A 24,149-nucleotide genomic window follows, 5' to 3' on the forward strand; every position below is an offset into this window, starting at 1 on the left:
TTTATACTTCCATAATAATTGGTAAAATCATTGGCTTTCTCTTCGTTTCTTCATACAGGAATTGTCCTAATAATTCACGAATATTTTGTTTTAACATCGACCATTCAATAGAATATTCTTTAATTGATTGTTCAACAATTGTACGTACAATATCTGTAGATCTTTCAATTAGTGCTTCCGATTCACGAACATATACAAAACCACGTGAAATAATTTCTGGACCAGAGATTATTTTCTTCTCATCTTTTCCAAGCGTTACAACAACAACTAAAATTCCATCTTGTGATAACATCTTTCGATCACGCAGGACAATATTTCCAACATCCCCTACGCCTAAGCCATCAATTAAAACATTTCCTGCTTGTACTTTACCAGCTGGCTTTGCTTCTTCACCTTCAAAGGCAATCACATCGCCTTTCTCTACGATAAAGATATTTCCCTTTGCAACGCCAACGTCTTCCGCTAAATACGCGTGTGCTTTTTGCATACGGAATTCACCATGTACGGGTATAAAATATTTCGGCTTCATTAAATTCAACATTAATTTCAATTCTTCTTGACTACCATGGCCAGAAACATGAACTTTTCTTTCTCCATAATAGACAACCTCTGCTCCAGCTCTAAATAGCAAATCAATAATTTTTGACACTGATATTTCATTCCCTGGAATTGGGGAAGCTGCGATAACGACTGTATCTCCCTTACAAATTGAAATTTGTTTATGAGCTTGTTTTGCCATTCGTGAAAGGGCAGCCATCGGTTCACCTTGACTACCAGTTGTTAGAATTGCTACCTTCTTCTCCGGGAAGTTATCAACCTCTTGTAACGAAATAACCATGCCTTCTGGAACGTCTAAATACCCAAGACGTCTTGCAATATCTACTACCTTCACCATACTTCGACCTACCACAGCTACTTTACGTCCTGTTTCAGCAGCCGCATCAAACACTTGTTGAATACGGTGTACATTTGATGCGAAAGAAGCAACAATAATACGTCCTTCTGCACTATAAAATACTTTTGAAATCTCTATACCAACTTCTTTTTCAGACCCTGTGTAGCCAGGACGTTCGGCGTTTGTGCTATCAGATAATAAACAAAGAACGCCTTCATTCCCAATTTGCGCCATTTTCCCGATATCTGCTCCGCTATTACCAATTGGGGTTTGGTCAAATTTAAAATCACCTGTATATACGATAGCACCTTGTGATGTGTGGAAACACACACCAACTGAATCCGGAATACTATGTGTTGTTCCAAAGAAAGAAACCGTTGTTGTATTAAATTCTACTGTCGAATTAGAGTCAATTGTTTTTAAATCTACACGGCCCAGCATTCCCGCTTCGCCAAGTTTTTCTTGAATAAGACCTACCGTTAACTTTGTTGCATATACCGGAATAGAAAGTTTACGCATTACATAAACAATTCCACCAATGTGATCTTCATGACCATGTGTAATAAATAAACCTTTTACTCGCTCTTGATTCTCTACCAAATATGTAATGTCAGGGATAACAATATCAATTCCAAACATTTCGTCTCCTGGGAACATCAATCCTGCATCCACAATAAAAATTTCAGAATCAATTTCAACACAATACATATTTTTCCCGATTTCGCCTACTCCACCAAGGGCAAAGACTTTTACAGAATCATTCTCTTTTCTCTTCATGTTGTTGCCTGGTTTAAAAATCTTGCAAACACTGATTTCACTAAAATTGTAGAGACACCAGGGGAAACTCTACAACCACCATATTTTCACCGTCCAAGACGAATGTCCTTACCGTTATGCGATATCATGTTCTTGTTCGTTTTTTAAACCAGGTTTCACCTCTCTTTCATTATATAAATCAAATATCTTATGCGATATGATATGAAAATTTCGTTAAACTGTAATTTTTTCCATTTTTGCTAAGCATACCCGTACTAAGCTACTTAGCCATATTATAACTGATACAAGAAATAGAACACAAGTTAATTTGTGAGAAAGAGAAAAGAAGCATAGAAATCCCCTGTAAAGTAAAGCATTCATTCATAAGTATTTCACCTGTTTTTCAGTTTCGTCCTGCAAAGAAAATACTCATATTATATGTATTTATTCTAGCTTGCAACAATACTTTTAACGGTACAACACTTCGTCTTGTTGTATTCATACTTCATCTCGTTTTTTGTATACTGAAGCCATTAATGAGGGAATTTGTCAGTTTATGAAAGAAATAAAAAATGGCTTAGTCAATACTAAGCCATTTTTCTTTAGCGAGGAATCGATTGCATTACAGTCTGTAATGTTAATCGTTCTTCTTCTGTTAACGGAAGGAGTGGTAAACGTACAGATCCTACGTCTAATCCAACCATTTGCAACGCTGTTTTTACTGGTGTTGGGCTCGGTGCCATAAATAGCGTATTCGTTACTTTTACAAGTAATTGATGCAATTTCTGCGCTTTTTTGAAATCTCCTGCTTGGAATGCCGCAATCATCTCTTGCATTTCATTACCAATTACATGAGAGGCAACAGAAATAATACCTTTTGCTCCAACCGCCATAGCTGGTAACGTCAAACCATCATCACCGCTGTATACAGCAAAGTCGTCCGCTGTTTTTTCAATGATTTCTGTCATTGTTAATACATCGCCGCCAGCATCTTTAATGGCAACAATGTTTGGTATTTCTGATAAACGAACAACCGTATCAACGGAGATTTGTACAATAGATCGCCCTGGAACGTTGTATAGCATAACCGGCAATACTGTATTTTCAGCAATTGTTTTGAAATGCTGATACATTCCTTCTTGACTCGGTTTATTATAATACGGTGCCACTAACATAATTGCATCGACACCAACTTCAGTTGCCTTTTTTGTTAATTCAATAGAAGCATGTGTATTATTGCTACCTGTTCCAGCGATTACGGGCACCCTTTTATCGACAACTGATACGACATGGCGATATAACGCTACTTTTTCTTCTGATGATAATGTAGGAGACTCTCCAGTTGTTCCTCCTACTACGATTGCTGTTGTACCGTTATCAATTAAATAATTTACCAATTTAGTTGTCTTTGCAAAATCGATATTTCCGTTTTTATCAAACGGTGTTACCATCGCTGTTGCAATTGTCCCAAAATCTATCATGGTCTCACTCCTTATTGTTCCAGTTGCTTTTCTTTCGAAAGCTCAAATGCACTATGTAACGCATTCACAGCTTCCACTAAATCTACTTCTTTTACAAGTACCCAAATTGTTGTATGGCTATCTGCGGATTGTAAAATCGTTACACCTTTTTCTGCCAACGCTGTGACAATTTTGGCTGTAACCCCTGGTATACCAGCCATTCCTGCTCCTACAATCGATACTTTCGCACAATGCTCCGTTACAATTGGCTCATATCCAATATTACGTAGCACGTCTACTGCACGACTTGATACATTGTCATTTACTGTGTATGCCACACCAGTAGGGGAAATGTTAATTAAATCCACACTAATGTCTTCATTTGCCATCTCTTTAAAAACTTGCTTTTGCAGATCATACGATCCTTCTTTTGCAGACACTTTAATTTGCGTCACATTTGATACATGAGCAATCCCTGTAACAGGTCGTTCTTCTACATCACGGCCCTTTGTAGCACCATCATACGCTGCAATGAGTGTTCCTTCATTATCAGAGTACGTAGAACGCACACGAAGTGGCACTTTTGCATGCATTGCAATTTCAACTGCACGTGGATGGACAACTTTTGCACCTTGATAAGCCATATTACAAATTTCATTATATGTTACCGTTTGAAGATGGCGCGCATCTTTCACAATACGTGGATCAGCAGTCATAACACCTTCTACATCAGTAAAAATATCGATATATTCAGCATGAAGCGCAACACCTAGTGCTGAAGCTGAAGTATCGCTACCTCCGCGCCCAAGTGTTGTTGTATCACCTTCTTTTGTTTGACCCTGGAATCCAGTAACAACAATAACATCCACATCTTGTAATTCTGCTTGTATACGATCACAATTCATTTCAATGATTTTTGCATTTGTAAAATCATTATTCGTTACAAAACCAGCTTGTGCACCATTTAATGCTGCTGCTTTTATTCCATTTTCATTTAGCATATTCGAAAATACAATAGCAGAGATTAATTCTCCACATGACAATAATAAATCTTGTTCACGTTTTGAAATACTAGATTCCTGTTGATTTACAAGACTTAATAATGTATCTGTTGCATATGGTTCACCTTTACGTCCCATAGCCGATACAACTGTAACTACTTTATAACCAGCAGCTAATGATTTTTTAATGTGATGAAGTGCATGCTTACGTCCGTTTTCATCACGTACCGATGTACCACCAAATTTTTGAACAATAATTTTCATTTTTTTGCACCTTCTCTTAGCCGTTTACACTAATTGTAATTTTACTAATCGTTCTGCAATTTGAACAGAGTTCCACGCAGCACCTTTTAATAAGTTATCAGATACGACCCAAAGATGGAATCCTTTTTCATTATTTAAATCTTTACGAATGCGTCCAACGAACACTTCGTTTTTGCCTACTGCAGTAGATGGCATTGGATATAATTGCTCTGCCGGATTATCTTGCAATACAACTCCTTCTGCATTTGCAAGTAGATTTTTCATTTCTTCTACTGTTACACCGTCTTTTTCCACTTCAATGTAAACAGACTCCGAATGACCTGATACAACAGGTAATCGCACGCATGTCGCTGCTACTTCTAACTCGGGCATATGCATAATTTTTTTCGTTTCATTAATCATTTTCATTTCTTCAAATGTAAATCCATTATCTTGAAATTTATCAATTTGTGGAATGGCATTAAAAGCAATTTGGAAGTGTTTTTTATCACCTGATACAGGTAAAACGTTCGCTTTTACTTCTTCCCCATTTAAAATTGCTTGTGATTGTTCATGAAGTTCTTCAATTGCCGCAGCACCTGCACCTGATACAGCTTGGTATGTGGAAACGATTACTCGTTTCAAACCAAATTGCTGACGAATTGGTTCAAGAGCAACTACCATTTGAATTGTAGAACAGTTTGGATTTGCAATGATACCACTATGCTCTTTCAAGTCATTTTCATTCACTTCAGGTACAACAAGTGGCACATTTTCCGTCATACGGAATGCGCTTGTATTATCAACAACAATTGCACCACGTTTCGCTGCTTCTGGTGCTAACTGTTTAGATACAGATCCACCTGCACTAAAGAGTGCAATATCAACTCCTTCAAAGCTTTCAGGAGTTGCTTCTTGTACTGTGAATTCTTCTCCTTTAAATACAAGCTTCTTTCCTGCAGAACGTTTAGATGAAAGTAACGTTAACTTCCCAATTGGAAATTCTCGTTTCTCTAAAGTGTTTAACATTTGTTCACCAACTGCGCCGGTTGCTCCAACTACAGCGACATGAAAAGTTTTTTGCTTTTCCATCACTATGCCCCTTTCTAGATACCAATCCTTCTATACTTAGAATTAGAAGGAGTATAGAGTACCCCTTCTAATCTTAATAACGTTAATTTTATCATATTCTGCGGTAAGAATGATGGTTTCATAAAAAAATGTCTGTTTTTTTTCGTTTTTTAATTCATATATCTGAATTTTTCTACAACAACTGGTTGCAATTGCTTCCCTTCCAATGCCTCTACTATCGTATCTTCAAGTAGCTCCATACGAGCTACCATTGAGTTAGGTTTTTTCTCTGGAGAGTCCTGCCCAAATGGTACAAAATATATATGTTTTGTTGCCATTAGACGCATAAGGTTTACACCAACATGGTGACAACAAAATTTACGATCATTTTTATATTTCTTCTATTATATAATTTGTTTTCAATTTATATAAACCTTTAACATTTAATTGGAATATTGAGTTTTTAGATAATCCCTATTGTTAAATAAAAAAAGAACGCCTACTGTGAGGGATGGCGTTCTTTTTTATGAATAAATTGTATTTTATTAAACACTCATAACGTTAGTTTCTTGTTGGGATCCACCTGTATCACCATCGGCATCAGCATTAGCAGGCGCTCCACCATCACCTACATTGTAGACTAAATCTGGTCTTGCAGGTGCTCCGCCATCGCCTTTGTTTAGTGAAGTCGCACTAAAAGTATTTGTTCCTAAGATAGATAATGTAAATACAAATCCTAACGCACTTAATACAATCTTTTTCATTATTTTAACGCTCCTTTAATCATTTGTTTTTGTCTTGCTTCCTTACTCATATGATAATATTCACTTGCTTTTTCATGATTGCTTTCATGATAAAATTTTTCTGCTAAACGGTCTGTATATTCTTCAATACAATCAAATAATTTTTCTTTTTCAAAGTATGAAATTCCTGCCAAAACAGCCTTTTCTAATGCACCTGTATTTGTATTCATTTCTTTTAAAATCATGAAACGATACTGATATTCCTGATTTTTTAACTGATTGCAGATATGTAACCCTTTTTCTATTAATGCTTCAGCTCTTTCATGTTCACCTAACTTCAAATATTCATCTGCTTCTAGATAAATTGCACGGAAATGTTTTGGAGATTGCTTTGTTACTTCTGACAAGTGACGAATCGCTGATTCGGATAAATTTTGATTTGCATACAATAATCCTAAATTATTTCGAACCATTAACGTGAATCGCTCCATATTTATTTTTTTGAACACGTCTAGTGCTTTTGTAAGGCTCTCTTCTGCTTGTTCAAATTGTTTTAGATCAATACAAGACATCGCAAAAATGTTCTCACATAATGCAATGCAGGTTTCATAACCAGAATGTTTTTCATATTCTGCTTTTGCTAAACGAACTTGGTCAATTGCTAATAGCGTTTGATAAGACTGATAAGAGAGATATGCGAATCGATAATAAAATTCAGCTTTTTCTAATACATGAGGTACATATTGTAGTAGTTTTTCAGCTTTTTCAAAGTGATTTTTCGATTCATTGTAATTAGAAATGTACATTAAATGAATTCCTTTGAATAAGTGATAATAATGTGTTAGAAGTGCATCTTCAGGAATAGAAAAAGAGTCAATTTTATTAAAACAATCAACTGTGATACTTAAACTATCAGTCAATACTTTGTAACGAAAATCTAATAGCGAATGATAAAATAATATGTTTGATTCTTCTTTCATATTAATAATATTTGATTCAATCTCTTCTTTTAATAATTTTGATTGAACAAAATCTTGCTTTAATATTGATTGATACCAAGTATCTAATGAATGCTTAATTTGTTCTTTAGTTACTACAGGTGTGCTCATAGCGCCCTCATCCTCCTCATTTTATCTATAATTATCTAAATATTACCACAATTAAGAGGGTTAGGGATTACAATTCTTCTGTTAGAAACTTGATAAATAAATAACAGAATATAAATCGGACGATAACAGCAACAAAAAAAGCCAACCGCCTGTTTCTCCGTCAGCATATTGCCATAAATCACTTGCAAAGTCTGGCTTGTTACCGCCATAACGAGGAATCCATAAGAAATCCGCTTTTACTTTATTTAATCCATATTGATTATACATATGATGGGATACATAAAATCCTACTTTCCACCCTGCAGCTTTACATGTATCAATAAAAGCTTGGGAAGCAGCTGCTAAATTATCGGGACCACAACTTTTTAATGTATCATCTTCACAATCTAATACTAAGAATTTAGCGTTAGGATTTGTTCTTGCCATAAAATCTTTCGCTTCTACAATTGCATCCGCAACACTTACATAACAGCCATACGCATAGGCTGCATGTGGAATGCCACATTTCTCTAATTGAGCTACATGTTGTTTATATAATCCATCTACTGTATCTGATCCATACTGAACACGGCAAATTGCCAAACTAAGTTGAGGGGCTAGTACATCCCAATTAATGCTGTCATTCCATTTTGAAATATCGATAATATGTTTTTTCATTGTTTTTACCTCTTCCGTATTGTTATTTTAAATAAAAAAGAGCAATGTCTTTTGACAATGCTCACAGTAAACCTTTATTTTGAAGTGTCTCTTTTTGCTTTTGACGGTGTTTCGATAGATAAGTATTAGTCACCATTGTTCCGATTACAATCCCCCAACAAATGATGTTAACAACAGCACTAATAATATTGTCAGTAATGATGTGATACCCTAACGAATCGAGAAGTAACTTAATAGAACCTAAAAAACCAAATAATAAAATAGAAATCTCTGGATTAACATATTTCTTTAGAACTTCATTCATCTTATACACCTCCCTTCAATAAAAAAGCTAGAACGGCTGCGATAACACCACCAACAATACTTTTTACAAGCCAATTCGTATTACTTAGGATTTTTTCAATGTTTTCTTCAATTTTTGCTACTTTACTTTCCACAACTGCAAGACGTATTTCTACACTTTGCATCTTCGTTTTGTTCTCTTCACACTCTTTACATCTCTCCATTGTTATCACCTCATTTCAAAATAAAAAGAGAAGCGACATCGCTCCTCCTCTTGATTTATGAATTGAATTCACTCAAAGCCGTATTTTGTTAGAAAATTACTTATCGATAAACATAATTTTTAATTTCATTTTCCCATACTTTATATCCTTCGCCATTTATATGCACTCCATCAACTGTCCACTCTTTCTTTAATCGGCCATCATTATCCACAAATAAAGGATGTAAGTTAATAAATGTATATTCATTCTCTTTAGCTATTTTTTCAAGCTCTCTGTTTATCCAATTGACATCCTCATTGTTTAAATTAGAAGGCTTAGATACATGAACAGGAAGTATACTCTCAATAAATATTTTTGTACCTGGTAATTTTGTCTTTAATTGTTTAACTATATTATTGTAGTTTTTTACGACTTCTTCTTTTGGTGTTTTAGCTCGCAAATCATTTATGCCAACCATAAGAAATACTTTAGATGGTTTTAAATCAATCACTTGATTTAAACGAGCTATCACATCGATAGTTGTATCTCCACTAATCCCCCGATTATAAGTCTTAACATGCGGGAAAGCTTCTCCCCACTCATTATAATCTGTTAGACTATCTCCCAAAAATACTACTCCCGTTTCTACAGAGACAGCACTATTAAATACAGATTCTCGTACTTTATGCAATGGAGTAAACGCTCTTTTTTTATCATTATTACTACCTGTAGATGATGATACTTCAGTACCCTTTATTTTGGGTTCTGATGGTGTCTCTAATTCTCTATCATCACTTGTGAAAAATGATATTTTATCTTTGATAAAAGAACTCCCTCCATTTGTGTAGATGAAATAACCTCCTAAAAGAAACAATGTTGCATTTAATGTGATAGATATGGTTGCTACCTTTTTCAAATTCATCTTGATAAATCCCCCAGAAGTAATTGTGATAAGTTTAATTTACCATATAAAAGGATTTATTTGTTAAATCCTTTTATTATTCAGATTGATTAATAATCCAACTTACACTCCATAACCCATGAATCATTTGTGCATTTCCAGCATCATGAACGTTTGGAGATATTGCGAGTCTGTATGATTTATTTAATGTATCTACTGGTGGTTTTGGGGTAGATTCAAAAGTTTTAGACGCGAATTTACCTGTCGCTAAGTAATTCCCTAATGCATACACATTATTTATTTTCTTATCAAAATGGTACTGTTGCATTTCTGCGAATCTCACTTGTTTAAAATTAAAATCATCATTTCTCCCTGCTGATCTAACTTCCATCGTATAAATTCCATGAGTTGTTTTTGCTCTTTGCAAGCGTTGATTTCTCCACTTTCAACCATTTGCATGTAGTCATCAATATAGGGATGATAATTATACGTCTTCATCATCATCCTCCTTTTCTACCTCTGTTGCTTTCAATCCTAGTTCAGCTAAAAGTTTCAACATTTGAGCATTCGTTTTATTCAGTTCACTAATGCTTTCATTTTTCTTTTTCCCTGTTTGTTTACCGTTAGACCATTCAACAACTACACCTCTTTCTTCAATATCAACAATGAGGTTGTTCTTTATATCCCAAAGTGCCATATAGTCAGCTACTAAATCAGTACAATGAGCACCGAATGTCCCATTCACTTCTAACTGAGTCATGAGATCTTTTTTAATTAAATCCCTCAACTCATTTTGTTTTGGATCTGTTCGCACCCCATTCTTTCGAGATGCAACTTTTGTTGTTTTGGGTGCATCTTCTCTTTGCCAATTATGTCTCTTTTTCCAAGACTTAACTGTATTAATAGAAACGCTGTATTTATCAGCAATATCTTTATACTTCATACCGCTTAAATAGTCGTCATAAGCGAGTTCATGAAGTGTTGAATTATTATTCATCCATATTCACCACCCCACTTTTCTGATAAATTCACAACGGTTATTGAGTGCAATTTATACTGGGTGCAACCTTATTTTTGTGTGCACCCCTCCCCCTCATGTGAGAATGTCAAAAAATATTTTTTCCGACGTCCCCCTCCCGTTGAACGTTCCCCCCAAAAAAATTCAATTTTATTTTAAGGGGGGTACTTATTTAATTTGAATATTTTGTTCAATAAAAGAAATAATATAATTTATTTCTTCTTCAGTTATTGGTAAAAACATTTGAACTCTATTAATATCTAAAAGTCTTTTCACTTTATCTATCGTTAGATTATTACATCGATTACGATTAACAATGTCTCTGATCTGTGTGTATCGATAGTAAATGAACCTAGCACCAGCATTGAATATGTCACGCTCTACGCTTGTTCTTTCCCCTGGCACTTTCAGCCATACTCTTTCAAGGTAGTCAGTGTCGTACTCACGACCGTTATCATTGATAATCATGTATTACCATCTCTCTTCATTAACGAACGCTGGTGGCTTATCTTGTGCCTTTAAACGATCATGTACTTCGTTATGACATTGATTGCAAAGAGACTTGAGATTCTCAAAGGTTAGTGCAAGCTCTGGATACTCTTTCACTTCTTTGATGTGATGAACACAATCAGCTTTGCGATACTTCCCTTTGTCCCTGCACATACAACATTCATAGTTGTCACGTTGCAAAACCTTGACTCTCAACTGCCGCCACTCTTTAGATTTATAGAACTTCATAAGTTTATCTGTCTTTATTAAATTAATAAACTCTCGCTTTTCCATTGTTATTCCACCTCACTTAAACAAATTAAAAACCGCTACCCCATAGGATAACGGCTTTCACAATAGACAAGTCATGTTTGTGCGCTTCACATCTAGTTAAGTTTGGTTAAGGTGTTTTCACGCCTCTTTCAATCGCCAAACAGTATATGTCTTTCCCTAGTACATATGCCTCGGTTTTAGCGACTGAAAGAAGAGCAAAAGCTCTTCTGTATCAACGGGTTTCATTCAATCTTCACCATTGAATCTGGTTACGGATTTTTTTAAAATGTACCGTCAATATGGAACCGTTTAGAATTTTAGAGTTATCTATGTGAGTTGTGTTTTCCGCCACTTCTCACAATACAAATATATCATGTCTAAAATCTAATTTCGTCCGCAAATCGTTCGCAAATCCTCCGCGAATAGTTCGCAGATAGTTCACGTTTATACTGTTAAAGATATCACTTTACATTTTGGTGATACCCAATTATCTTTCTGACTAACTGTGTGATTTACTTCTTTAGCAAAGTTAATCAAAGACTCTATATTCTCATCTAAACTGTATATATTACTTCTTATGAGCTCTCCAGGATTAACTTCTGATATGGTATGAAGCCAGTAAGTTTCACCTTGATATTTAGTAATTTCAAAGCCATTATGATGTGAAACTTCAATAATAGTTGTTTTTTCATCATTCCCTTTTCCAACTAAAAAGATAGTTTGTTGAGTTTTGGGTGTAGCAATTTTCTTTAATAACTTACTTATCTCTATTGCAATATCATCGACTGTAGAGTCTTCTTTTACAAAATGGTAAATCTTCGGTCCTAATATTTGAGAGAAGAAAACATCTCCACTGAACCCTAATAAAATATTCTTGTTAGCTTGAACTACTTTTTCGACATTATCGTAATACTCAGTCTCATCTTTAATAGATGTTTGTCTATAATCGCCAGATAAGACACATTGATTCCCTCGAACCATAGCAGTAAGTAAAGTCATTCTTTCATCCTCCTTTTAATTGATTATAACGAATTTGTAATACTTTCTTCTACTGCACCATCTTCTTTTGCTTCATTTTTCATCCTTTTTTATATAGTTTTTGACATTTAAGATTAATAATCTCTAAAACTGAATTCACTACAAACCATATTGTGTTGAATTAACCCATCTTGCTTTCTCTTAGAACCACCAAGCTTTTCAACATGTCAGCAAAACCAATTTGACACTTTTCTTTTGTAGCAAATTCAAAAAATGCATAAAAAAATAAAATCCTTAGATTTTGAATTTCTTTTGATAATCATTTAATGTATCTTGTTCAATTCCGATATATCTTAATGTTTCCTTTTGATCCGTATGGTTTAACATTCGCTGCAAAACCACTACATCTTTAAACTGCTTATAGTGATGATATCCATATGTTTTTCTAAGTGAATGAGTACCGATTCGTTCCAAGCCAAACTCCCTTGCTGCTTGATTCAATATGACATACGCCATTGATCTAGTAATAGGTTTATTCTTTCCATTTCTACTTTTAATGAGAAATTCATTCTTGGGTTTTCCTTTTGCATATTCCCTTATTGCTTTCTTTAGTTCTGATGGCATCTTCACTTCTTTTACTTTCTTTGTTTTCTTTTCCCGGATAAAGATACTCCAACCTTCTACATCACGGATCCGAAGTCGTAATATATCAGAAATTCGTAACCCAGTATTAATACCAAGAAGGAACAAAATGTAATTGCGCTCATTCTGTTCCTTAAAAAACTCTTTAATTTCTTGAATAGCGTCTTTATCGCGAATTGGCTGGACAAGGTTCATGCACTTTTCACCTCTGCTGATCTATAATTCTTTTTATATACTTCTATTTTCAAGTTGAAAGCTAATCGTAATAATGCTTGTCCTTTTAATTTATAATACTTGGTTTTCCCTACTCCAAGCTCTAACCAAATATCAGGATCGTACCCTGGCACCTCACCCATAAATCTTTCTACTATTATTTGACGTTCATCATCTTTCAAACGATTAACTCCTTCATAAACCCAATTCATAAATTCATTTCGTTCTTGCTCGTATTCTATTCTTTCAATAGCAATTTCTTCCGTGGAACTATGAAAAGCATTTGTACATGATGGAGGAATAATACAATAAGATGGTGTAATCTTAGGTGAAATATCACTTGGCATTGTTGCTAAATACTGACGATACACTTCAAATACTTCTTCAACTGCTTTCTTTGTTCTATTTCCATCCACAACTGGCATTTTGAATGATAATTGTTTTTTCATATTAATTCCTCCAAGTTTTTTATTTTTGTCTAAATGCTCCACCATGACCACGTTCATATCTCGGTCTACGGATACCCATTAATTCCTCTATATCTCTAACATTTAATTTTTCTTTCTTCTGATGCCTATTCTGTTTCTTTTGCTGTTGATTACGAATCTTTTTCATCCCCATCACCTCTAAGCAAAATAAAAAAAGCGGACACCAAACTACAGAGCAATGTTATTAATGCTCCTATAGTTCGATGTCCGCTGGTTCTTCCAGTAGGACTAAATGTTTAATTGCTATTATTATATCATTTCCTTATGTTTTTTCGCCTTTTTAAAGGATTTTATTAAATAAATTATAAATCCTTTATTTAATTAAAATCCAATGTATGTAAATGAATCTACTTTTATATATATTATTTCGTCGACCTTAATAGCTTCTTTACCTATTATAAGAAATTCCTCTGCATTAATTGGATTTTCAATAAATTTAACTAGTTCATGCTGAATCACTTCTTCTTGTTTATATTCAAGAGAATTAAGTTGCTGATTAAGTTGGATATCTCTCTTAGTATGAATACAAATACTATATTGAAATTTCGGCCCCTCTGCATCCTCAATATGTTTTAATGAAATGATGTCAGTTAATTTTTTCATTATTCCATCCCCTTTGTAGAAATATAGTTTTTGTACAACTATGACCTAATAACAATATTATCATTTCTTCTTTAAATCTTCATTGTTTCTATCGCGTTTTAAAATGCAACTTCTTGATCAAAGGATTATTTTATTAAATTTTTCATACTTCAGAGGTTTCATAGATTTTGTCCATTACACAGATCTTGTAATAAAAATCATCACATTTTATCGTCAATTTATTGTAAACATATAAGTTTTTCAATAAATAATAAAATCAACTATTATACAAGCACAGGCATAAGTAGCAGCAGAGAATATGTTAATAACGTAAAGAGCTAGTGAAATTCTAAATTCACTATAAAAAGGAGACATGTTAATATGAGTGACCAATGTCCAATTAACGTACCATGTCAAGTTCCAGCGCAAACTCAAATTCCACTTAATGATCAAGCAGCAGAGCAAGCTGTTGTTAGACAAAATGCACGGGTGAAAATCCCAGTTGTTTTAGCAGAGAGAACAATTCAAATTGTTGTAGAAGCAAATATAGACCTTAACCCTGCAGCAGTAGAAATTAAACGTGTGTTAAAGGATGTATTTTTAACACAATGTAAACTTGTACCAGTTGCGTTCGAGCCAGTTAATGACACACAATAACCCTGCAGCAGTAGAAATTAAACGTGTGTTAAAGGATGTATTTTTAACACAATGTAAACTTGTACCAGTTGCGTTCGAGCCAGTTAATGACACACAATTCCGTGAAATAACGCGAGCAAAATTATTTGTAGAAGGTTATATTCGTAAAAACATTGAATATGCTACGGATGATTGTAATGGAAACCTTCAATATCGTACTGCAAATGTCCAATTTGCTGGTTTTGCTGATTTAACTGAAGAGGATTTCTTAACTCCACCACTTATCGCTGCTGGTTCATCAAACAGATCCCAATTCATTAATCCGAAAAACGGCGATCTACCTCGTTTAGATAAGTATTTCTTTGAAAATACTGTTTTCTATAATGAGCAACCGTANATCAAACAGATCCCAATTCATTAATCCGAAAAACGGCGATCTACCTCGTTTAGATAAGTATTTCTTTGAAAATACTGTTTTCTATAATGAGCAACCGTACTGTGAATTAATACGTGCAGATTTCTTTGAACTAGATTTTTCGCCATGCCTAACACCAATAAATGAGGAATTTGATACACTGCGTGAAAAAATTGTATTAGATCTTACTTTGAAAGTTTTACAAACTCAACAAGTAAACGTTTAACATACCTGAAGTCATCATCTCTTTGGTGGCTCTGTCCTTGAAAGAGTCCAATATACTTAGGGCTCTTTTTAAATTTTAAGTACCCCTTAACTCGAAGAAGAACCTCGCATCCAGCTTGGTTTTGTTCTTCTTAATGTTTCATCTGGACACGAAATGCTTTGTAGTTTTTCAGCACTTTCACCACAAGTCTACGCATCCCTTTTTCATTAATGTCTTCAAAGAATGACAATTGGCTCATACGATACGCTTCCCCTCCTGCATAATTTTCTGAATCTCGTCCATACTGTAAATAAACCGTCATTTATCAGATTGCCACTTACTAAGCACGGTTTTCTTTTTTTAACATGGCAGTTAGCCTTGCTAGCTGCTCTTTTGTTTTTTGTTATCACTTTCTTAGTTCGGTGCTCATATATTATTTTGAGGCAAAAAACTAATGCTTCTGGGATGAAAAAGGTATTCTTTTACATCCACTGAATTAACTTCATTATTTCATTTCCTCTTTAAAGAGCACTGTTCAAAGGTGCTCTTTTCTGTATGGAGATTTTTAATCAAATGAAATTTTTGTTATTTTGTAACGAAAATAAACTTTAAGATATAACGTTATGAGTATAAAGCATTTTAATTTTTCTAAAGAGCACTTATTTAGTGCTCTTTTTTATGTGAAATTTAGATACCAAATAAAGTTTTTATACAATAAGACTTTATACCATTCTGTCCAATCATCCTTTGTACTTTTTAGATAATATATACAGACAAATAAAGACAAGGGGATGAAATACTACGATGGCTGATTATTTTTATAAAGATGGTAAAAAAATTTATAAAAAACGATATCAATCGCATTCTCACCATCAAAAAGATAACTGTTTTGTTGAAACTCATACAATTGCCGGTACGGGAACAAATTTAACTGGAAATATACCTCTAAATGTTTTCCTACCAACTAATACTTCAAGAACACTTTTTGAAGATTTTACTAATAACCATAATAAAACATTACTTCAATTTTTTGTTACCGGTACTTCTGCACCCATTGGAGTAACTATTCAAACAAGAGGTTCTCGCTTACCAATTACCGCTATATTAAGCCCCACTGAAACAAGAATATTTCAAGTAGAAGATTTTCAAAGTCTCATTCTTTCAAATGCTACTACTGATGATGCGGGTAGTCTTGGTGTATTTATCCAAAAAACGTTCTGCATCTGTTGTAATGATAGAAATCATAGAAATGATTATTGCGATGAATATTACAGTGAATACGACTATGATTGTTAGATAAAATCAAACAAAGGAACTCTTAATATATAGGGTTCCTTTTCTGTTCCCCACTATCATCCAATCATTCTCAATTTTCATATTTATTCATCTTCTATTCATAATTCCCCTACAAAATAGCGTTTTTGTTTAAATTCCCTTATTCACCCAGTAAATAATACTTATAATAACGATGTAATACATCCAAAATTCTTTTGTTTTAGCTGGTTCGATATAGTAATGTTTTATAAAAGCAATAAACCTTTTCATTACTTATATCCCAAAATTACCCTTACATGTTGTATTAACTGCTCACGACCCATCTTTGTATAACCTTTTATTTTATTATGTCTACAAACTGATTTGAGTTGTTTTAATGGCCACTCTTCCACTGGTGGAATGTTAATAGTGATGGTTTCTTCACTCATCTTTGTTCCCTCCAAAATAAGGATTTTGTTTAGTTTAGCTTTCAGAATGGATCTGAATGCCACCTTCTTTTTCGATTTGTTCCCAAAGTTCATCCAAAGTCATTTCCTCAACTGGTTTCTTTTTCATTTCTCTCATTCTCCCTTTCTATTCAAATAATTCTTTTTCACATTCTTTTCACGTTTTCTTCACACATATAGAGAAGTAGTCATGTTACACTTACACTTGAAATACGATATTCTTTTCAGTAGGCCCCTACTTCGAGTAAGGGCCTTACTCATTTAAAATAACTATTTTGTTTAAATCAGCTGACTGCTGCAGTTTCTTCTTTCTGCTGAGATTCTTTATTTAACTCTTGTCCCATCTTCATTAACAGATCTCGGAAATGAGTAAAATCTCCTCTATTGTCATAACCAGCGGAATACGTATAAATTCTCGATTTCCCTAGATTATGAGATTGATATTTTTGATAGTGTTTAGCTTCTTCTAGGATGAAAAAGAACGCTACGTTTTCCCATTCTTTTTCTACCCAAGCCATATAAAACGTCTCAATACCATAATGTGCAAAATAATCATCAAAACTCGCAATGAATCTTTCTTCTCCATCTACTCCAACTACACGATTGTATTCCAAATCGTCAAATGGTTTTATTTCAACTGGGCATTCTTTCTCTATCCACTCATAATGTTCCCTAACAGCTTCAGTTTCATCGTCATTCCAAGACTCACGATCTTCATCTACACAAAACTTTAAATGATCTGGATCAAAATAATCTGAAATATCTTCGCTGTATGGAATAAAGCGGTCTCTTTTCTTCTGAACAACATGAAAGGCATCACATGTATGTCTGTTATCATCCGCACCTGGATATTGTTTTTCACTAAATAACTTTAAAAACTCAGCCTGTTTTTCTGTTAATTCAACTGTTACCTTTGTCATCTCTCATTCCCCATTTCTTAATAAAATTCAAATTGTATTAAATTAATTGTGTTTTCCGTTCATCTACACGAGTTACTTTTCCATTCTTATATACAAATGACTGTTCACCATGACCGCTTGTTGGTGGTTCTATCTGATGAACTTGTCCATCTTTCACGACATAAATCATATTTTCAGCTAAAGAAATTTCAGCTTTCATTTCTGCAATACTTTCTCTAATGATTGTCACCGGAACCACTCCCATATGTGTTATAATTACTTTGTCGAATAATTATGTCGGGAGCAATCTCGGCTTTTTTATTTGGCTATAAATATTGCACAACATTTTCTGGAAAAAATGACTGTTCCATTGATAAATGAAGTCGTATCGGAATTGGATCTTTATTATCTCTTGCTTTTTTACAAAGTTTCTCAGCGTCTTCCCAATCAAAATGCTTGTCCTCCACTCGTTTATAACGCCAAATTCCAATCGTGTAATCTTCAAATAGTTCATAACGATCATCAGGTGCTGTCGTTGGCTTCAATTCATCGATTGCTTTTGCCTGACGTGGCACTTGGACAACTACGTCAGCAAAACGTAATTGTGAATTTAAACGATGAACATGGGCTTTCTTAGGGTCAAATGATACAACTGGTTCAACATCAAATATTGTCAACTGCTTTGGCATTGTTCTTTCCCTCCAATACCTGCAAACCTGCTTTTAAAATCCCTTCAAGCCGCGTTAAAGTTAATTGATCCAATGTTCGCCCATTTATTTCAGCTAATCCTAAACCTAGTAATTTACGAATGATAAATAGTCTTCTGCGTTCAACTTCTTGTCGTAGCAACATCATTGCACCTCCTGTCTAGGTTGATCATTAAACCTACGCTCTAAATTAACAAACTTACTAAACTCTTTAACCAAAGCTAGTTCTACACTTCCTACAGGTCCGTTTCTTTGCTTGGCAATTATAATTTCAATCATATTTTTGTTTGGCGTTTCCCTATCGTAATAATCCTCACGATATAAGAGTGTGATAATGTCTGCATCCTGTTCAATTTGTCCTGTTTCACGTAAGTCTGATGGCATTGGTCGTTTATCTTGTCTGCTCTCTACCGCACGACTAAGTTGCGATAAAGCAACTACACACACGCCTAATTTTCTAGCCATTAATTTCAATTTACGACTAATCTCGCTTAATTCTTGCATCCTATTTCCTTTGTGCTTTGGATCACCTGTAATAAGCTGCAAATAATCAATCATGACTAATACCTTTTTGCCTGGGTGCTTACGTTTGAGCTTTCTTGTTTTGCTATAGATTTCTTGCATTGTCATACCAGCATCATCGTAAATCTCAAGAGGTAATTTATTAATGATTCCCATAGCTTTTGAAGCCTTATTCCAATCATCTAAGTTAAATGATTTCTTTGGGTTTTTCATTTTCATCGCGTCCACGTTTCCAACGCTAGAAACCATTCGTTTGAGTAATTGTTTGTTGCTCATTTCAAGCGAAAATATGGCTACTGCTGTATCTGTTTCAGCTGCATGATATGAAATATTAAGCGCAAATGCTGTTTTTCCCACCGACGGACGAGCACCAACAATAATTAAATCTCCCTCTTGAAAACCAGAAGTCATATTGTTCAATTCTGTATATCCAGTGTTAATTCCAGTTAAATCACCAACATCTAATTGCATTTCCTTGTATAGATCAACTAATGTTCCATTCAAATCAAATTCTTCCGAGTATCCTGTTTCCTCAATCGCATTCAACTGATCAACCGTGTTACTAATTGCGCTAATATCTTTATCATTTTGGATACGATTGTATAAGTTCCCAGCAACTTCTTGAGCATGACGCATTTTCCAAGATTCGATAACTAAACCTTCGTGATATGAAAAGTTCTTTGTTGTAGGAACTGAATCAGCTAGATTAATAAAAAAGTCAATCCCACCGATTTGCTGTATAAAAGCCTTATCAAACTTTGCAACAAGTGACACAAGATCTATCGGGTTTTCATCACCATCTAATTCACGCATAGCTTTAAAAATGACTTGATGTGTTGGAAGTGCGAATTGATTTTCTTTTAACTGACAATCTTTAATCAAATCTCCTTCCAAGATAATAGCTCCCAAAACACTTTGTTCTGCTTCTACATTGCGAATGATTTCTTTACTCATTGCGCCCACCCATTATTCTGTAAAAACACTTGAAGTTCTTCTTCAGTAGGAATACTTTCTTTCCAAGATTCTTGTTGGTTTAATACTTGCTTAGTCGATTTAGATAAACCTTTTTGTTGGTAAGCTGGCTGTTGTTGTACCTTCACCGTTCGCTTAGCACGAAACTCTTTATCAGCTGCATCAACATCAGCTACTGTTTTCAGACCTTTAAGATGCCAATCTCGTAAAATGGTATTTACGTAAGACATGTTTCTAGTATTTTTTTCTAAAGCAATCTCCATCGCCTTAACAACAAGTTCTGCATTTAAGTCATCTTCCCAAGCTTGAATACCTTCTGCGATAAAAGGAGTAATAAGTCCGAAATTTTGTTCGTAAAAAGAAATTGGATTAACTTCAACAACATCCGCACATTCTTCTTGTTGTTCTTTTTCTTTTTCTTTTTCTTTTTCTTTTTCTTTTTCTTTTTCTTCTTCTTTTTCTTCTTCCTTACAAGGGTCTTCGAAGCCCCTTCAAACGGACTGATAAATACTCCCTAATACGAGAAATTTTAAAGTCTTGTTGTTCTTCTAATTGCAAACAAGTTTCATAAAAATCAACTAAAAAATCTTGATCTTTCACAGATTGGATTTCTTTTAAAACACACTTTTCAATGTTTACATTTTTAATCGGATTGAACTTTAACCAGTTAATTAAAAATAATTCTTTTGTTTTTTGGTTATAGTTAATTTTTCCGTACTCAGCAAAACGCTCTAATAGCTTCATAACAGTTTCGCGGTTATATCCTGTATCTGTTTCAATAATGCGAAGTGGAAGCTCATAAATGCCTGATTGAGACGTTTTACTGTTTGTCATTAATTACAAGTAAAAATACTTTTCCTCCGGTGTAAGATCTAAAACAAATGAATCCTGCCAAAATGAAACATGTACTGGTCTATAAACTGCCATATTATTCATCCTCCCGTTTACATATCGCAAATCCGTTTTCTATACGTAACAAGCGATAATTCTTGTATCCTGTTGTTAAATATTGTTTTACTAAGTAATTTAGGTGCTGCTCTGATGTCGCTTGCTGAAATATCTTAGGATTCAGCAACACTCTATGTAATGATTTGTCTAAAAGCATACAACACACTCCATTGTTATATCGCTTTCGACTTGGTATAATTAACCTAACTTAATTTTTGAAAGCTATTGATCTATCACTCTGCCAAGTGATAGATTTTTTATTTTCTACGTATTACTAAGGAGGCATTAACTCCTTTTACTTTTACTCTTAAATCTTTAATCACTACACGATAACTCATCGATGCCTCATGTTCTTCTTTTGTATCACGAAGCATTTTAAATTCTTTCATACATCGCTCCAGTTCTTCTTCCCAGCGATTTGATTCTTCGGCAGATTTTGCATTAAACATGTTATGAATGCATGCAATCATACAGTTATGAAGTTTATTCGCAAATGAATAGTCCCCTGGAAGAACTAGATCATGAAGACGATCGTATTTATGTGTCATGAATTACGCCTCCTTCCTATTTGAGTTGATGCTGTACGCATCGTTACAACCAGAAAGTCGTTTTGTAGGGGTACGAGGAACAATTCCTTTCTGGTCATAACGACAAGCACAGTGGCTTGTCCAAATGATTAATAAAATGTTATAATTGCTTTATCAAATTGTTTCAGAGCTACTGTTGTCTAGGCGGTAGCTTTTTCTTTTGCCCATTTATGTTTTAATGTAAATGATGCTTCAATAATTTTGATTCGGATTCCCACTAACTTCTTCTCTTGCTTTAACTCCACGGATTTTTCATCATCATTAAATGTTTTAGCTATTTTTATTTCACCAGTTAACTTGGCATCATAACGAATTAGTTCCTTATACTCTCCTAAGCTTGGATTCTTGTAATCTACTGTCATTTACACTTCCTCCTTTACAAAACTTTTGTTAAAGCCATTAAGCTATCTACCGATTGAATAATAACGTTTTCCGACATAGCCTTTTGTAACCAGCTTCTTTGTATTTGCTCCATAATGCCAAAATGCACTTTTTCTAAAGCTTGTACTACACATTGCGTGGCTTGGATTGTATCGAAAATTTCCTTTGCATGAACTGCGTATTCATGTTTCCTCTTTTCATCCAGTTGCCATGATCTTGTTGTAACTTGCAAGTTCATAATTTCCTTTGCTGCCACAATCCCCTCTTCAGCTTGTTTAATGTAGTTCATCAATTGTAAATTCACATCTTGAGTTAAACGTGGATCTGTAGGCGGTAAACCAACACCATAAATATGCTTAATCGCTTGTTGATTTAACTTCGCTCCCGTGGCATGACACCAATCCATTGCAAGCTCAAACTCTGGTTTAGAAAGTCCTGATTCAATACGAGTTAATCGTTCATGTGTAATACCAAGGTACTTAGATAGTCCTTTCTTAGTTTTCAAATGAACATCGTCACAACATTCTCTAGCATTCTGTAACAATTCCCCTATTGCTGAATTGCAGTATATGCTTGTTCCCATATTTGTTCGCCTCCATATTAAGTTTTTAAATGGTTACAATGAATTTAGTACATACATAACTTGTCTATTTTTTATGTAAAAAGAGAGGAGCTATTCCTCAACGTTTTCTTTCACTTGCATTTCTTTGATGATGGCCCAACCAGCCTCGTAATATGCTTGAAGGATTTTATCAATCTCCTTTTGCGGTTTAGGTTCAGGAGCCACAACGTAGACTTTCGTTTTTCCAAATTCATAAGTCGCTGCATATTCTTCTTGTTGGCTCATGGTGTCACCTCTTGAAGTGCTTTTTATATGTTTATGCTGTTGATCTATTGGTACTGCCATTTGAAGTACTGACATTTTCTCACCTCCATAGAAACATTTCGTTTCCTTTTTAATCAAAAAAAAGATCATCAATTGTAGTTTTATAAAAATTAGCTATTCTTTTGGCTAATTCTAATGAAGGTGTCCTATCGCCTCGTTCAATTGCTCCTAACATTTGAGGAGTAATTTTCAACTTCTTTGCTAAGACTATTCTCGATTGACCACTTCTAAACTCGATCATTTTATTTCTTTTTTTATCCACTAGTTCACCCCCTAAAGAAACATTTCGTTTCCTTATACCTCTAATATAGAGAAACTAAACGTTTCTATAATTAAGAAAAAAAGCACCTATTCTTATTTAGAAAGAGGGAAGAATTTATGCTTGGAAAAAAGATTTCAGAACTTAGGAAAAAACAAAAACTAAGTCAATATGAGCTTGCTGAACGATTGGGCTTTTCAAGAGGAAAATTAGCTAATTATGAGCAAGGTCAGCGTGAACCAGATTATGATACCTTAAAGAAAATCGCAGATTTTTTTGAAGTATCAACAGATTATTTATTAGATAGGACACAAAAAAAAGAAATGGTATCTAATGAACCATCTAATTTATCTATTAAAGAAGAACGTGATATTGCCAAGGACTTGGAAAAAACTTTAGAAGATCTAGAGAATAGTGAGGATGCCCTTATGTTCGATGGTGAACCTATGGATGAGCATACAAAGGAAATGATTCGTATCTCTCTGGAAAATTCTATGCGCATGGCAAAACAACTTGCCAAGCAAAAATTCACTCCAAACAAGTATAAGAAATAATGAATGGAGCGAAAAATGGACATTAAACAATACGCACTCAAAATCGCAGAAAAACACGGAACTACAAACCCATTTGAAATTGCTAGACGAAAAAATATTATTGTGTTGTTTGAAGACCTTGGGAATACTCTTGGTTTTTACAACACCTATAAACGCTTTAAATTCATTCATATCAATAATCAAATTGATGAAATAATACAACGATTTGTTTGTGCACACGAATTAGGACATGCTTTACTTCACCCTAAATCAAATACCCCCTTCTTGCGTAATCAAACATTCTTTTCAGTAGATCGATTAGAAATTGAAGCGAATACTTTTGCTGTGGAATTATTGCTTACTGATGAAATAGTTTCTGAATATAAAAATACCAATCTATCTATTCAAGAGGTTGCGGAAATCCATGGGATTCCAAGAGGATTTGCTCGTTTAAAAACGTATTAATATAAATTT

The 24,149-nt window shown here is 34.2% G+C and carries 36 protein-coding genes and 4 pseudogenes; 5 read left to right on the forward strand and 35 right to left on the reverse strand.

The features are described from left to right. Position 1 precedes the first annotated feature (1 nt). From AZF08_RS00320 to AZF08_RS00410, 21 genes and pseudogenes are all read right to left on the reverse strand, one after another. Positions 2 to 1,672, reverse strand: coding sequence for a ribonuclease J (locus AZF08_RS00320; protein WP_033672034.1), 1,671 nt, complete (start codon positions 1,670 to 1,672; stop codon positions 2 to 4). A gap of 581 nt (positions 1,673 to 2,253) precedes the next feature. Then, a complete protein-coding gene (dapA, locus tag AZF08_RS00325; protein ID WP_033672035.1) occupies positions 2,254 to 3,132 on the reverse strand; it encodes a 4-hydroxy-tetrahydrodipicolinate synthase in 879 nt (292 codons plus the stop codon). An 11-nt stretch (positions 3,133 to 3,143) separates the two neighbouring features. Further along, entirely contained in the window at positions 3,144 to 4,376 is a 1,233-nt protein-coding gene (gene dapG, locus AZF08_RS00330; protein WP_033672036.1) for an aspartate kinase, read from the reverse strand. A gap of 24 nt (positions 4,377 to 4,400) precedes the next feature. Continuing rightward, the gene (gene asd / locus AZF08_RS00335) at positions 4,401 to 5,447 is read right to left on the reverse strand and encodes an aspartate-semialdehyde dehydrogenase (RefSeq protein ID WP_033672037.1); all 1,047 of its coding nucleotides are present in this window, start codon (positions 5,445 to 5,447) and stop codon (positions 4,401 to 4,403) included. A 149-nt stretch (positions 5,448 to 5,596) separates the two neighbouring features. Then, a pseudogene (gene spoVFB / locus AZF08_RS00340) lies at positions 5,597 to 5,785 on the reverse strand (dipicolinate synthase subunit B); the annotation flags it as partial. Positions 5,786 to 5,971: 186 nt separating this feature from the next. After that, positions 5,972 to 6,190 (reverse strand): hypothetical protein, encoded by a 219-nt coding sequence (locus AZF08_RS00345; protein ID WP_033672039.1) that lies wholly within the window; start codon positions 6,188 to 6,190, stop codon positions 5,972 to 5,974. Then, positions 6,190 to 7,278, reverse strand: coding sequence for a response regulator aspartate phosphatase (locus tag AZF08_RS00350; protein ID WP_033672040.1), 1,089 nt, complete (start codon positions 7,276 to 7,278; stop codon positions 6,190 to 6,192). The genes AZF08_RS00345 and AZF08_RS00350 overlap by 1 nt, the downstream gene beginning before the upstream one ends. A 138-nt stretch (positions 7,279 to 7,416) precedes the next feature. Continuing rightward, positions 7,417 to 7,935: pseudogene (locus tag AZF08_RS00355) on the reverse strand (GH25 family lysozyme); the annotation flags it as partial. Positions 7,936 to 7,996: 61 nt separating this feature from the next. After that, entirely contained in the window at positions 7,997 to 8,239 is a 243-nt protein-coding gene (locus AZF08_RS00360; RefSeq protein WP_033672041.1) for a hypothetical protein, read from the reverse strand. A 1-nt stretch (position 8,240) separates the two neighbouring features. Next, positions 8,241 to 8,441, reverse strand: coding sequence for a hemolysin XhlA family protein (locus tag AZF08_RS00365; protein WP_082245956.1), 201 nt, complete (start codon positions 8,439 to 8,441; stop codon positions 8,241 to 8,243). A 100-nt stretch (positions 8,442 to 8,541) separates the two neighbouring features. Beyond that, a complete protein-coding gene (locus AZF08_RS00370; protein WP_033672043.1) occupies positions 8,542 to 9,342 on the reverse strand; it encodes an SGNH/GDSL hydrolase family protein in 801 nt (266 codons plus the stop codon). Positions 9,343 to 9,418: 76 nt separating this feature from the next. Further along, on the reverse strand, positions 9,419 to 9,649 hold the full coding sequence (locus AZF08_RS00375) for a hypothetical protein (RefSeq protein WP_153019471.1): 231 nt from the start codon (positions 9,647 to 9,649) through the stop codon (positions 9,419 to 9,421). Positions 9,650 to 9,660: 11 nt separating this feature from the next. Beyond that, positions 9,661 to 9,819 (reverse strand): hypothetical protein, encoded by a 159-nt coding sequence (locus AZF08_RS30355; protein ID WP_162177844.1) that lies wholly within the window; start codon positions 9,817 to 9,819, stop codon positions 9,661 to 9,663. Continuing rightward, positions 9,806 to 10,318 carry a P27 family phage terminase small subunit gene (locus tag AZF08_RS00380; protein WP_033672045.1) on the reverse strand — a complete coding sequence of 171 codons (513 nt, stop codon included), beginning with the start codon at positions 10,316 to 10,318 and terminating at the stop codon, positions 9,806 to 9,808. The genes AZF08_RS30355 and AZF08_RS00380 overlap by 14 nt, the downstream gene beginning before the upstream one ends. Before the next feature lie 189 nt (positions 10,319 to 10,507). After that, positions 10,508 to 10,807, reverse strand: a complete 300-nt coding sequence (locus AZF08_RS00385; protein WP_033672046.1) for a hypothetical protein — start codon at positions 10,805 to 10,807, stop codon at positions 10,508 to 10,510. A gap of 3 nt (positions 10,808 to 10,810) precedes the next feature. Beyond that, positions 10,811 to 11,122: an HNH endonuclease gene (locus AZF08_RS00390; protein ID WP_033672047.1), complete on the reverse strand. Its 312-nt coding sequence runs from the start codon at positions 11,120 to 11,122 to the stop codon at positions 10,811 to 10,813. Between the two features lie 423 nt (positions 11,123 to 11,545). After that, on the reverse strand, positions 11,546 to 12,100 hold the full coding sequence (locus AZF08_RS00395) for a hypothetical protein (protein WP_033672048.1): 555 nt from the start codon (positions 12,098 to 12,100) through the stop codon (positions 11,546 to 11,548). Between the two features lie 273 nt (positions 12,101 to 12,373). Next, a complete protein-coding gene (locus AZF08_RS00400; RefSeq protein ID WP_033672049.1) occupies positions 12,374 to 12,916 on the reverse strand; it encodes a tyrosine-type recombinase/integrase in 543 nt (180 codons plus the stop codon). Beyond that, entirely contained in the window at positions 12,913 to 13,383 is a 471-nt protein-coding gene (locus AZF08_RS00405; RefSeq protein ID WP_033672050.1) for an ArpU family phage packaging/lysis transcriptional regulator, read from the reverse strand. Before AZF08_RS00405 ends, AZF08_RS00400 begins: the two co-directional genes overlap by 4 nt. A 19-nt stretch (positions 13,384 to 13,402) precedes the next feature. Then, positions 13,403 to 13,549 carry a hypothetical protein gene (locus AZF08_RS30625; RefSeq protein WP_167332907.1) on the reverse strand — a complete coding sequence of 49 codons (147 nt, stop codon included), beginning with the start codon at positions 13,547 to 13,549 and terminating at the stop codon, positions 13,403 to 13,405. 194 nt (positions 13,550 to 13,743) lie between these two features. Continuing rightward, positions 13,744 to 14,025: a hypothetical protein gene (locus AZF08_RS00410; protein ID WP_033672051.1), complete on the reverse strand. Its 282-nt coding sequence runs from the start codon at positions 14,023 to 14,025 to the stop codon at positions 13,744 to 13,746. Positions 14,026 to 14,385: 360 nt separating this feature from the next. On the opposite strand from AZF08_RS00410, the gene AZF08_RS32325 reads away from it, so the two are divergent. Further along, positions 14,386 to 14,661 (forward strand): DUF7852 domain-containing protein, encoded by a 276-nt coding sequence (locus AZF08_RS32325; RefSeq protein WP_456061892.1) that lies wholly within the window; start codon positions 14,386 to 14,388, stop codon positions 14,659 to 14,661. A 1-nt stretch (position 14,662) separates the two neighbouring features. Next, a pseudogene (locus tag AZF08_RS00415) lies at positions 14,663 to 15,281 on the forward strand (DUF7852 domain-containing protein); the annotation flags it as partial. A gap of 130 nt (positions 15,282 to 15,411) precedes the next feature. Here the strand turns inward: AZF08_RS00415 and AZF08_RS30360 are convergent. Next, positions 15,412 to 15,582, reverse strand: a complete 171-nt coding sequence (locus AZF08_RS30360; protein ID WP_156029042.1) for a hypothetical protein — start codon at positions 15,580 to 15,582, stop codon at positions 15,412 to 15,414. 482 nt (positions 15,583 to 16,064) lie between these two features. Between AZF08_RS30360 and AZF08_RS00420 the strand changes: the two genes are divergently transcribed. Next, positions 16,065 to 16,556 carry an exosporium protein D gene (locus tag AZF08_RS00420; RefSeq protein WP_033672053.1) on the forward strand — a complete coding sequence of 164 codons (492 nt, stop codon included), beginning with the start codon at positions 16,065 to 16,067 and terminating at the stop codon, positions 16,554 to 16,556. Positions 16,557 to 16,804: 248 nt separating this feature from the next. Here AZF08_RS00420 and AZF08_RS30635 read toward each other — a convergent pair whose 3' ends face one another. The 13 genes and pseudogenes from AZF08_RS30635 to AZF08_RS00475 all read right to left on the reverse strand — a co-directional run bounded on the left by AZF08_RS30635 (position 16,805) and on the right by AZF08_RS00475 (position 23,145). Further along, on the reverse strand, positions 16,805 to 16,963 hold the full coding sequence (locus tag AZF08_RS30635; RefSeq protein ID WP_167332908.1) for a hypothetical protein: 159 nt from the start codon (positions 16,961 to 16,963) through the stop codon (positions 16,805 to 16,807). 302 nt (positions 16,964 to 17,265) lie between these two features. Next, positions 17,266 to 17,901, reverse strand: coding sequence for a hypothetical protein (locus AZF08_RS00425; RefSeq protein ID WP_033672055.1), 636 nt, complete (start codon positions 17,899 to 17,901; stop codon positions 17,266 to 17,268). Positions 17,902 to 17,938: 37 nt separating this feature from the next. Further along, on the reverse strand, positions 17,939 to 18,130 hold the full coding sequence (locus AZF08_RS00430) for a DUF3954 domain-containing protein (protein WP_033672056.1): 192 nt from the start codon (positions 18,128 to 18,130) through the stop codon (positions 17,939 to 17,941). A gap of 76 nt (positions 18,131 to 18,206) precedes the next feature. Further along, positions 18,207 to 18,569: a hypothetical protein gene (locus tag AZF08_RS00435; RefSeq protein ID WP_033672057.1), complete on the reverse strand. Its 363-nt coding sequence runs from the start codon at positions 18,567 to 18,569 to the stop codon at positions 18,207 to 18,209. Further along, the gene (locus AZF08_RS00440) at positions 18,544 to 18,732 is read right to left on the reverse strand and encodes a hypothetical protein (RefSeq protein WP_033672058.1); all 189 of its coding nucleotides are present in this window, start codon (positions 18,730 to 18,732) and stop codon (positions 18,544 to 18,546) included. Before AZF08_RS00440 ends, AZF08_RS00435 begins: the two co-directional genes overlap by 26 nt. Further along, positions 18,732 to 20,063, reverse strand: coding sequence for a replicative DNA helicase (dnaB, locus tag AZF08_RS00445; protein WP_033672059.1), 1,332 nt, complete (start codon positions 20,061 to 20,063; stop codon positions 18,732 to 18,734). The genes AZF08_RS00440 and dnaB overlap by 1 nt, the downstream gene beginning before the upstream one ends. Then, positions 20,060 to 20,915 (reverse strand): annotated as a pseudogene (locus AZF08_RS00450) (DnaD domain-containing protein). The gene dnaB and the pseudogene AZF08_RS00450 overlap by 4 nt, the downstream one beginning before the upstream one ends. A 94-nt stretch (positions 20,916 to 21,009) precedes the next feature. Next, a complete protein-coding gene (locus AZF08_RS30640) occupies positions 21,010 to 21,186 on the reverse strand; it encodes a hypothetical protein (RefSeq protein WP_167332909.1) in 177 nt (58 codons plus the stop codon). Between the two features lie 100 nt (positions 21,187 to 21,286). Beyond that, positions 21,287 to 21,577: a hypothetical protein gene (locus tag AZF08_RS00455; RefSeq protein WP_033672060.1), complete on the reverse strand. Its 291-nt coding sequence runs from the start codon at positions 21,575 to 21,577 to the stop codon at positions 21,287 to 21,289. Between the two features lie 179 nt (positions 21,578 to 21,756). Continuing rightward, complete coding sequence (locus AZF08_RS00460) at positions 21,757 to 21,978, reverse strand: hypothetical protein (RefSeq protein WP_033672061.1); 222 nt, start codon at positions 21,976 to 21,978, stop codon at positions 21,757 to 21,759. Between the two features lie 14 nt (positions 21,979 to 21,992). Continuing rightward, positions 21,993 to 22,580: a hypothetical protein gene (locus AZF08_RS00465; RefSeq protein WP_033672062.1), complete on the reverse strand. Its 588-nt coding sequence runs from the start codon at positions 22,578 to 22,580 to the stop codon at positions 21,993 to 21,995. 90 nt (positions 22,581 to 22,670) lie between these two features. Next, positions 22,671 to 22,919, reverse strand: a complete 249-nt coding sequence (locus AZF08_RS00470) for a hypothetical protein (RefSeq protein WP_033672063.1) — start codon at positions 22,917 to 22,919, stop codon at positions 22,671 to 22,673. Positions 22,920 to 22,953: 34 nt separating this feature from the next. Further along, a complete protein-coding gene (locus AZF08_RS00475; protein WP_033672064.1) occupies positions 22,954 to 23,145 on the reverse strand; it encodes a helix-turn-helix transcriptional regulator in 192 nt (63 codons plus the stop codon). Positions 23,146 to 23,261: 116 nt separating this feature from the next. Here AZF08_RS00475 and AZF08_RS00480 point away from each other — a divergent pair, with 116 nt between their 5' ends. Both AZF08_RS00480 and AZF08_RS00485 read left to right on the forward strand, forming a co-directional pair. Next, positions 23,262 to 23,696, forward strand: a complete 435-nt coding sequence (locus AZF08_RS00480; RefSeq protein ID WP_033672065.1) for a helix-turn-helix domain-containing protein — start codon at positions 23,262 to 23,264, stop codon at positions 23,694 to 23,696. A 15-nt stretch (positions 23,697 to 23,711) separates the two neighbouring features. Continuing rightward, positions 23,712 to 24,140: an ImmA/IrrE family metallo-endopeptidase gene (locus AZF08_RS00485; RefSeq protein ID WP_033672066.1), complete on the forward strand. Its 429-nt coding sequence runs from the start codon at positions 23,712 to 23,714 to the stop codon at positions 24,138 to 24,140. Positions 24,141 to 24,149: the final 9 nt, after the last annotated feature.

This window comes from Bacillus gaemokensis, from assembly GCF_001590835.1.
In the GTDB taxonomy this organism is placed as follows: domain Bacteria; phylum Bacillota; class Bacilli; order Bacillales; family Bacillaceae_G; genus Bacillus_A; species Bacillus_A gaemokensis.

What these genes read in the sequence shown, in the direction of transcription:
- dnaB (WP_033672059.1), bottom strand. Translation starts at nt 20,063, where the DNA reads ATGAGTAAAGAAATCATTCGCAATGTAGAAGCAGAACAAAGTGTTTTG.
- AZF08_RS00400 (WP_033672049.1), bottom strand. Translation starts at nt 12,916, where the DNA reads ATGAACCTTGTCCAGCCAATTCGCGATAAAGACGCTATTCAAGAAATT.
- AZF08_RS00470 (WP_033672063.1), bottom strand. Translation starts at nt 22,919, where the DNA reads ATGTCAGTACTTCAAATGGCAGTACCAATAGATCAACAGCATAAACAT.
- AZF08_RS30625 (WP_167332907.1), bottom strand. Translation starts at nt 13,549, where the DNA reads ATGAAAAAGATTCGTAATCAACAGCAAAAGAAACAGAATAGGCATCAG.
- AZF08_RS00455 (WP_033672060.1), bottom strand. Translation starts at nt 21,577, where the DNA reads ATGACACATAAATACGATCGTCTTCATGATCTAGTTCTTCCAGGGGAC.
- AZF08_RS00365 (WP_082245956.1), bottom strand. Translation starts at nt 8,441, where the DNA reads ATGGAGAGATGTAAAGAGTGTGAAGAGAACAAAACGAAGATGCAAAGT.
- AZF08_RS00460 (WP_033672061.1), bottom strand. Translation starts at nt 21,978, where the DNA reads ATGACAGTAGATTACAAGAATCCAAGCTTAGGAGAGTATAAGGAACTA.
- AZF08_RS00440 (WP_033672058.1), bottom strand. Translation starts at nt 18,732, where the DNA reads ATGTTGCTACGACAAGAAGTTGAACGCAGAAGACTATTTATCATTCGT.
- AZF08_RS00345 (WP_033672039.1), bottom strand. Translation starts at nt 6,190, where the DNA reads ATGAAAAAGATTGTATTAAGTGCGTTAGGATTTGTATTTACATTATCT.
- AZF08_RS00420 (WP_033672053.1), top strand. Translation starts at nt 16,065, where the DNA reads ATGGCTGATTATTTTTATAAAGATGGTAAAAAAATTTATAAAAAACGA.
- AZF08_RS00320 (WP_033672034.1), bottom strand. Translation starts at nt 1,672, where the DNA reads ATGAAGAGAAAAGAGAATGATTCTGTAAAAGTCTTTGCCCTTGGTGGA.
- dapA (WP_033672035.1), bottom strand. Translation starts at nt 3,132, where the DNA reads ATGATAGATTTTGGGACAATTGCAACAGCGATGGTAACACCGTTTGAT.
- AZF08_RS00425 (WP_033672055.1), bottom strand. Translation starts at nt 17,901, where the DNA reads ATGACAAAGGTAACAGTTGAATTAACAGAAAAACAGGCTGAGTTTTTA.
- asd (WP_033672037.1), bottom strand. Translation starts at nt 5,447, where the DNA reads ATGGAAAAGCAAAAAACTTTTCATGTCGCTGTAGTTGGAGCAACCGGC.
- AZF08_RS00395 (WP_033672048.1), bottom strand. Translation starts at nt 12,100, where the DNA reads ATGACTTTACTTACTGCTATGGTTCGAGGGAATCAATGTGTCTTATCT.
- AZF08_RS00380 (WP_033672045.1), bottom strand. Translation starts at nt 10,318, where the DNA reads ATGAATAATAATTCAACACTTCATGAACTCGCTTATGACGACTATTTA.
- AZF08_RS00435 (WP_033672057.1), bottom strand. Translation starts at nt 18,569, where the DNA reads ATGCCAAAGCAGTTGACAATATTTGATGTTGAACCAGTTGTATCATTT.
- AZF08_RS00405 (WP_033672050.1), bottom strand. Translation starts at nt 13,383, where the DNA reads ATGAAAAAACAATTATCATTCAAAATGCCAGTTGTGGATGGAAATAGA.
- AZF08_RS00385 (WP_033672046.1), bottom strand. Translation starts at nt 10,807, where the DNA reads ATGATTATCAATGATAACGGTCGTGAGTACGACACTGACTACCTTGAA.
- AZF08_RS00360 (WP_033672041.1), bottom strand. Translation starts at nt 8,239, where the DNA reads ATGAATGAAGTTCTAAAGAAATATGTTAATCCAGAGATTTCTATTTTA.
- AZF08_RS30635 (WP_167332908.1), bottom strand. Translation starts at nt 16,963, where the DNA reads ATGAGTGAAGAAACCATCACTATTAACATTCCACCAGTGGAAGAGTGG.
- AZF08_RS30355 (WP_162177844.1), bottom strand. Translation starts at nt 9,819, where the DNA reads ATGAAGACGTATAATTATCATCCCTATATTGATGACTACATGCAAATG.
- AZF08_RS00485 (WP_033672066.1), top strand. Translation starts at nt 23,712, where the DNA reads ATGGACATTAAACAATACGCACTCAAAATCGCAGAAAAACACGGAACT.
- AZF08_RS00410 (WP_033672051.1), bottom strand. Translation starts at nt 14,025, where the DNA reads ATGAAAAAATTAACTGACATCATTTCATTAAAACATATTGAGGATGCA.
- AZF08_RS00390 (WP_033672047.1), bottom strand. Translation starts at nt 11,122, where the DNA reads ATGGAAAAGCGAGAGTTTATTAATTTAATAAAGACAGATAAACTTATG.
- AZF08_RS00480 (WP_033672065.1), top strand. Translation starts at nt 23,262, where the DNA reads ATGCTTGGAAAAAAGATTTCAGAACTTAGGAAAAAACAAAAACTAAGT.
- dapG (WP_033672036.1), bottom strand. Translation starts at nt 4,376, where the DNA reads ATGAAAATTATTGTTCAAAAATTTGGTGGTACATCGGTACGTGATGAA.
- AZF08_RS32325 (WP_456061892.1), top strand. Translation starts at nt 14,386, where the DNA reads ATGAGTGACCAATGTCCAATTAACGTACCATGTCAAGTTCCAGCGCAA.
- AZF08_RS30360 (WP_156029042.1), bottom strand. Translation starts at nt 15,582, where the DNA reads ATGACGGTTTATTTACAGTATGGACGAGATTCAGAAAATTATGCAGGA.
- AZF08_RS00375 (WP_153019471.1), bottom strand. Translation starts at nt 9,649, where the DNA reads ATGCAACAGTACCATTTTGATAAGAAAATAAATAATGTGTATGCATTA.
- AZF08_RS00370 (WP_033672043.1), bottom strand. Translation starts at nt 9,342, where the DNA reads ATGAATTTGAAAAAGGTAGCAACCATATCTATCACATTAAATGCAACA.
- AZF08_RS30640 (WP_167332909.1), bottom strand. Translation starts at nt 21,186, where the DNA reads ATGCTTTTAGACAAATCATTACATAGAGTGTTGCTGAATCCTAAGATA.
- AZF08_RS00465 (WP_033672062.1), bottom strand. Translation starts at nt 22,580, where the DNA reads ATGGGAACAAGCATATACTGCAATTCAGCAATAGGGGAATTGTTACAG.
- AZF08_RS00350 (WP_033672040.1), bottom strand. Translation starts at nt 7,278, where the DNA reads ATGAGCACACCTGTAGTAACTAAAGAACAAATTAAGCATTCATTAGAT.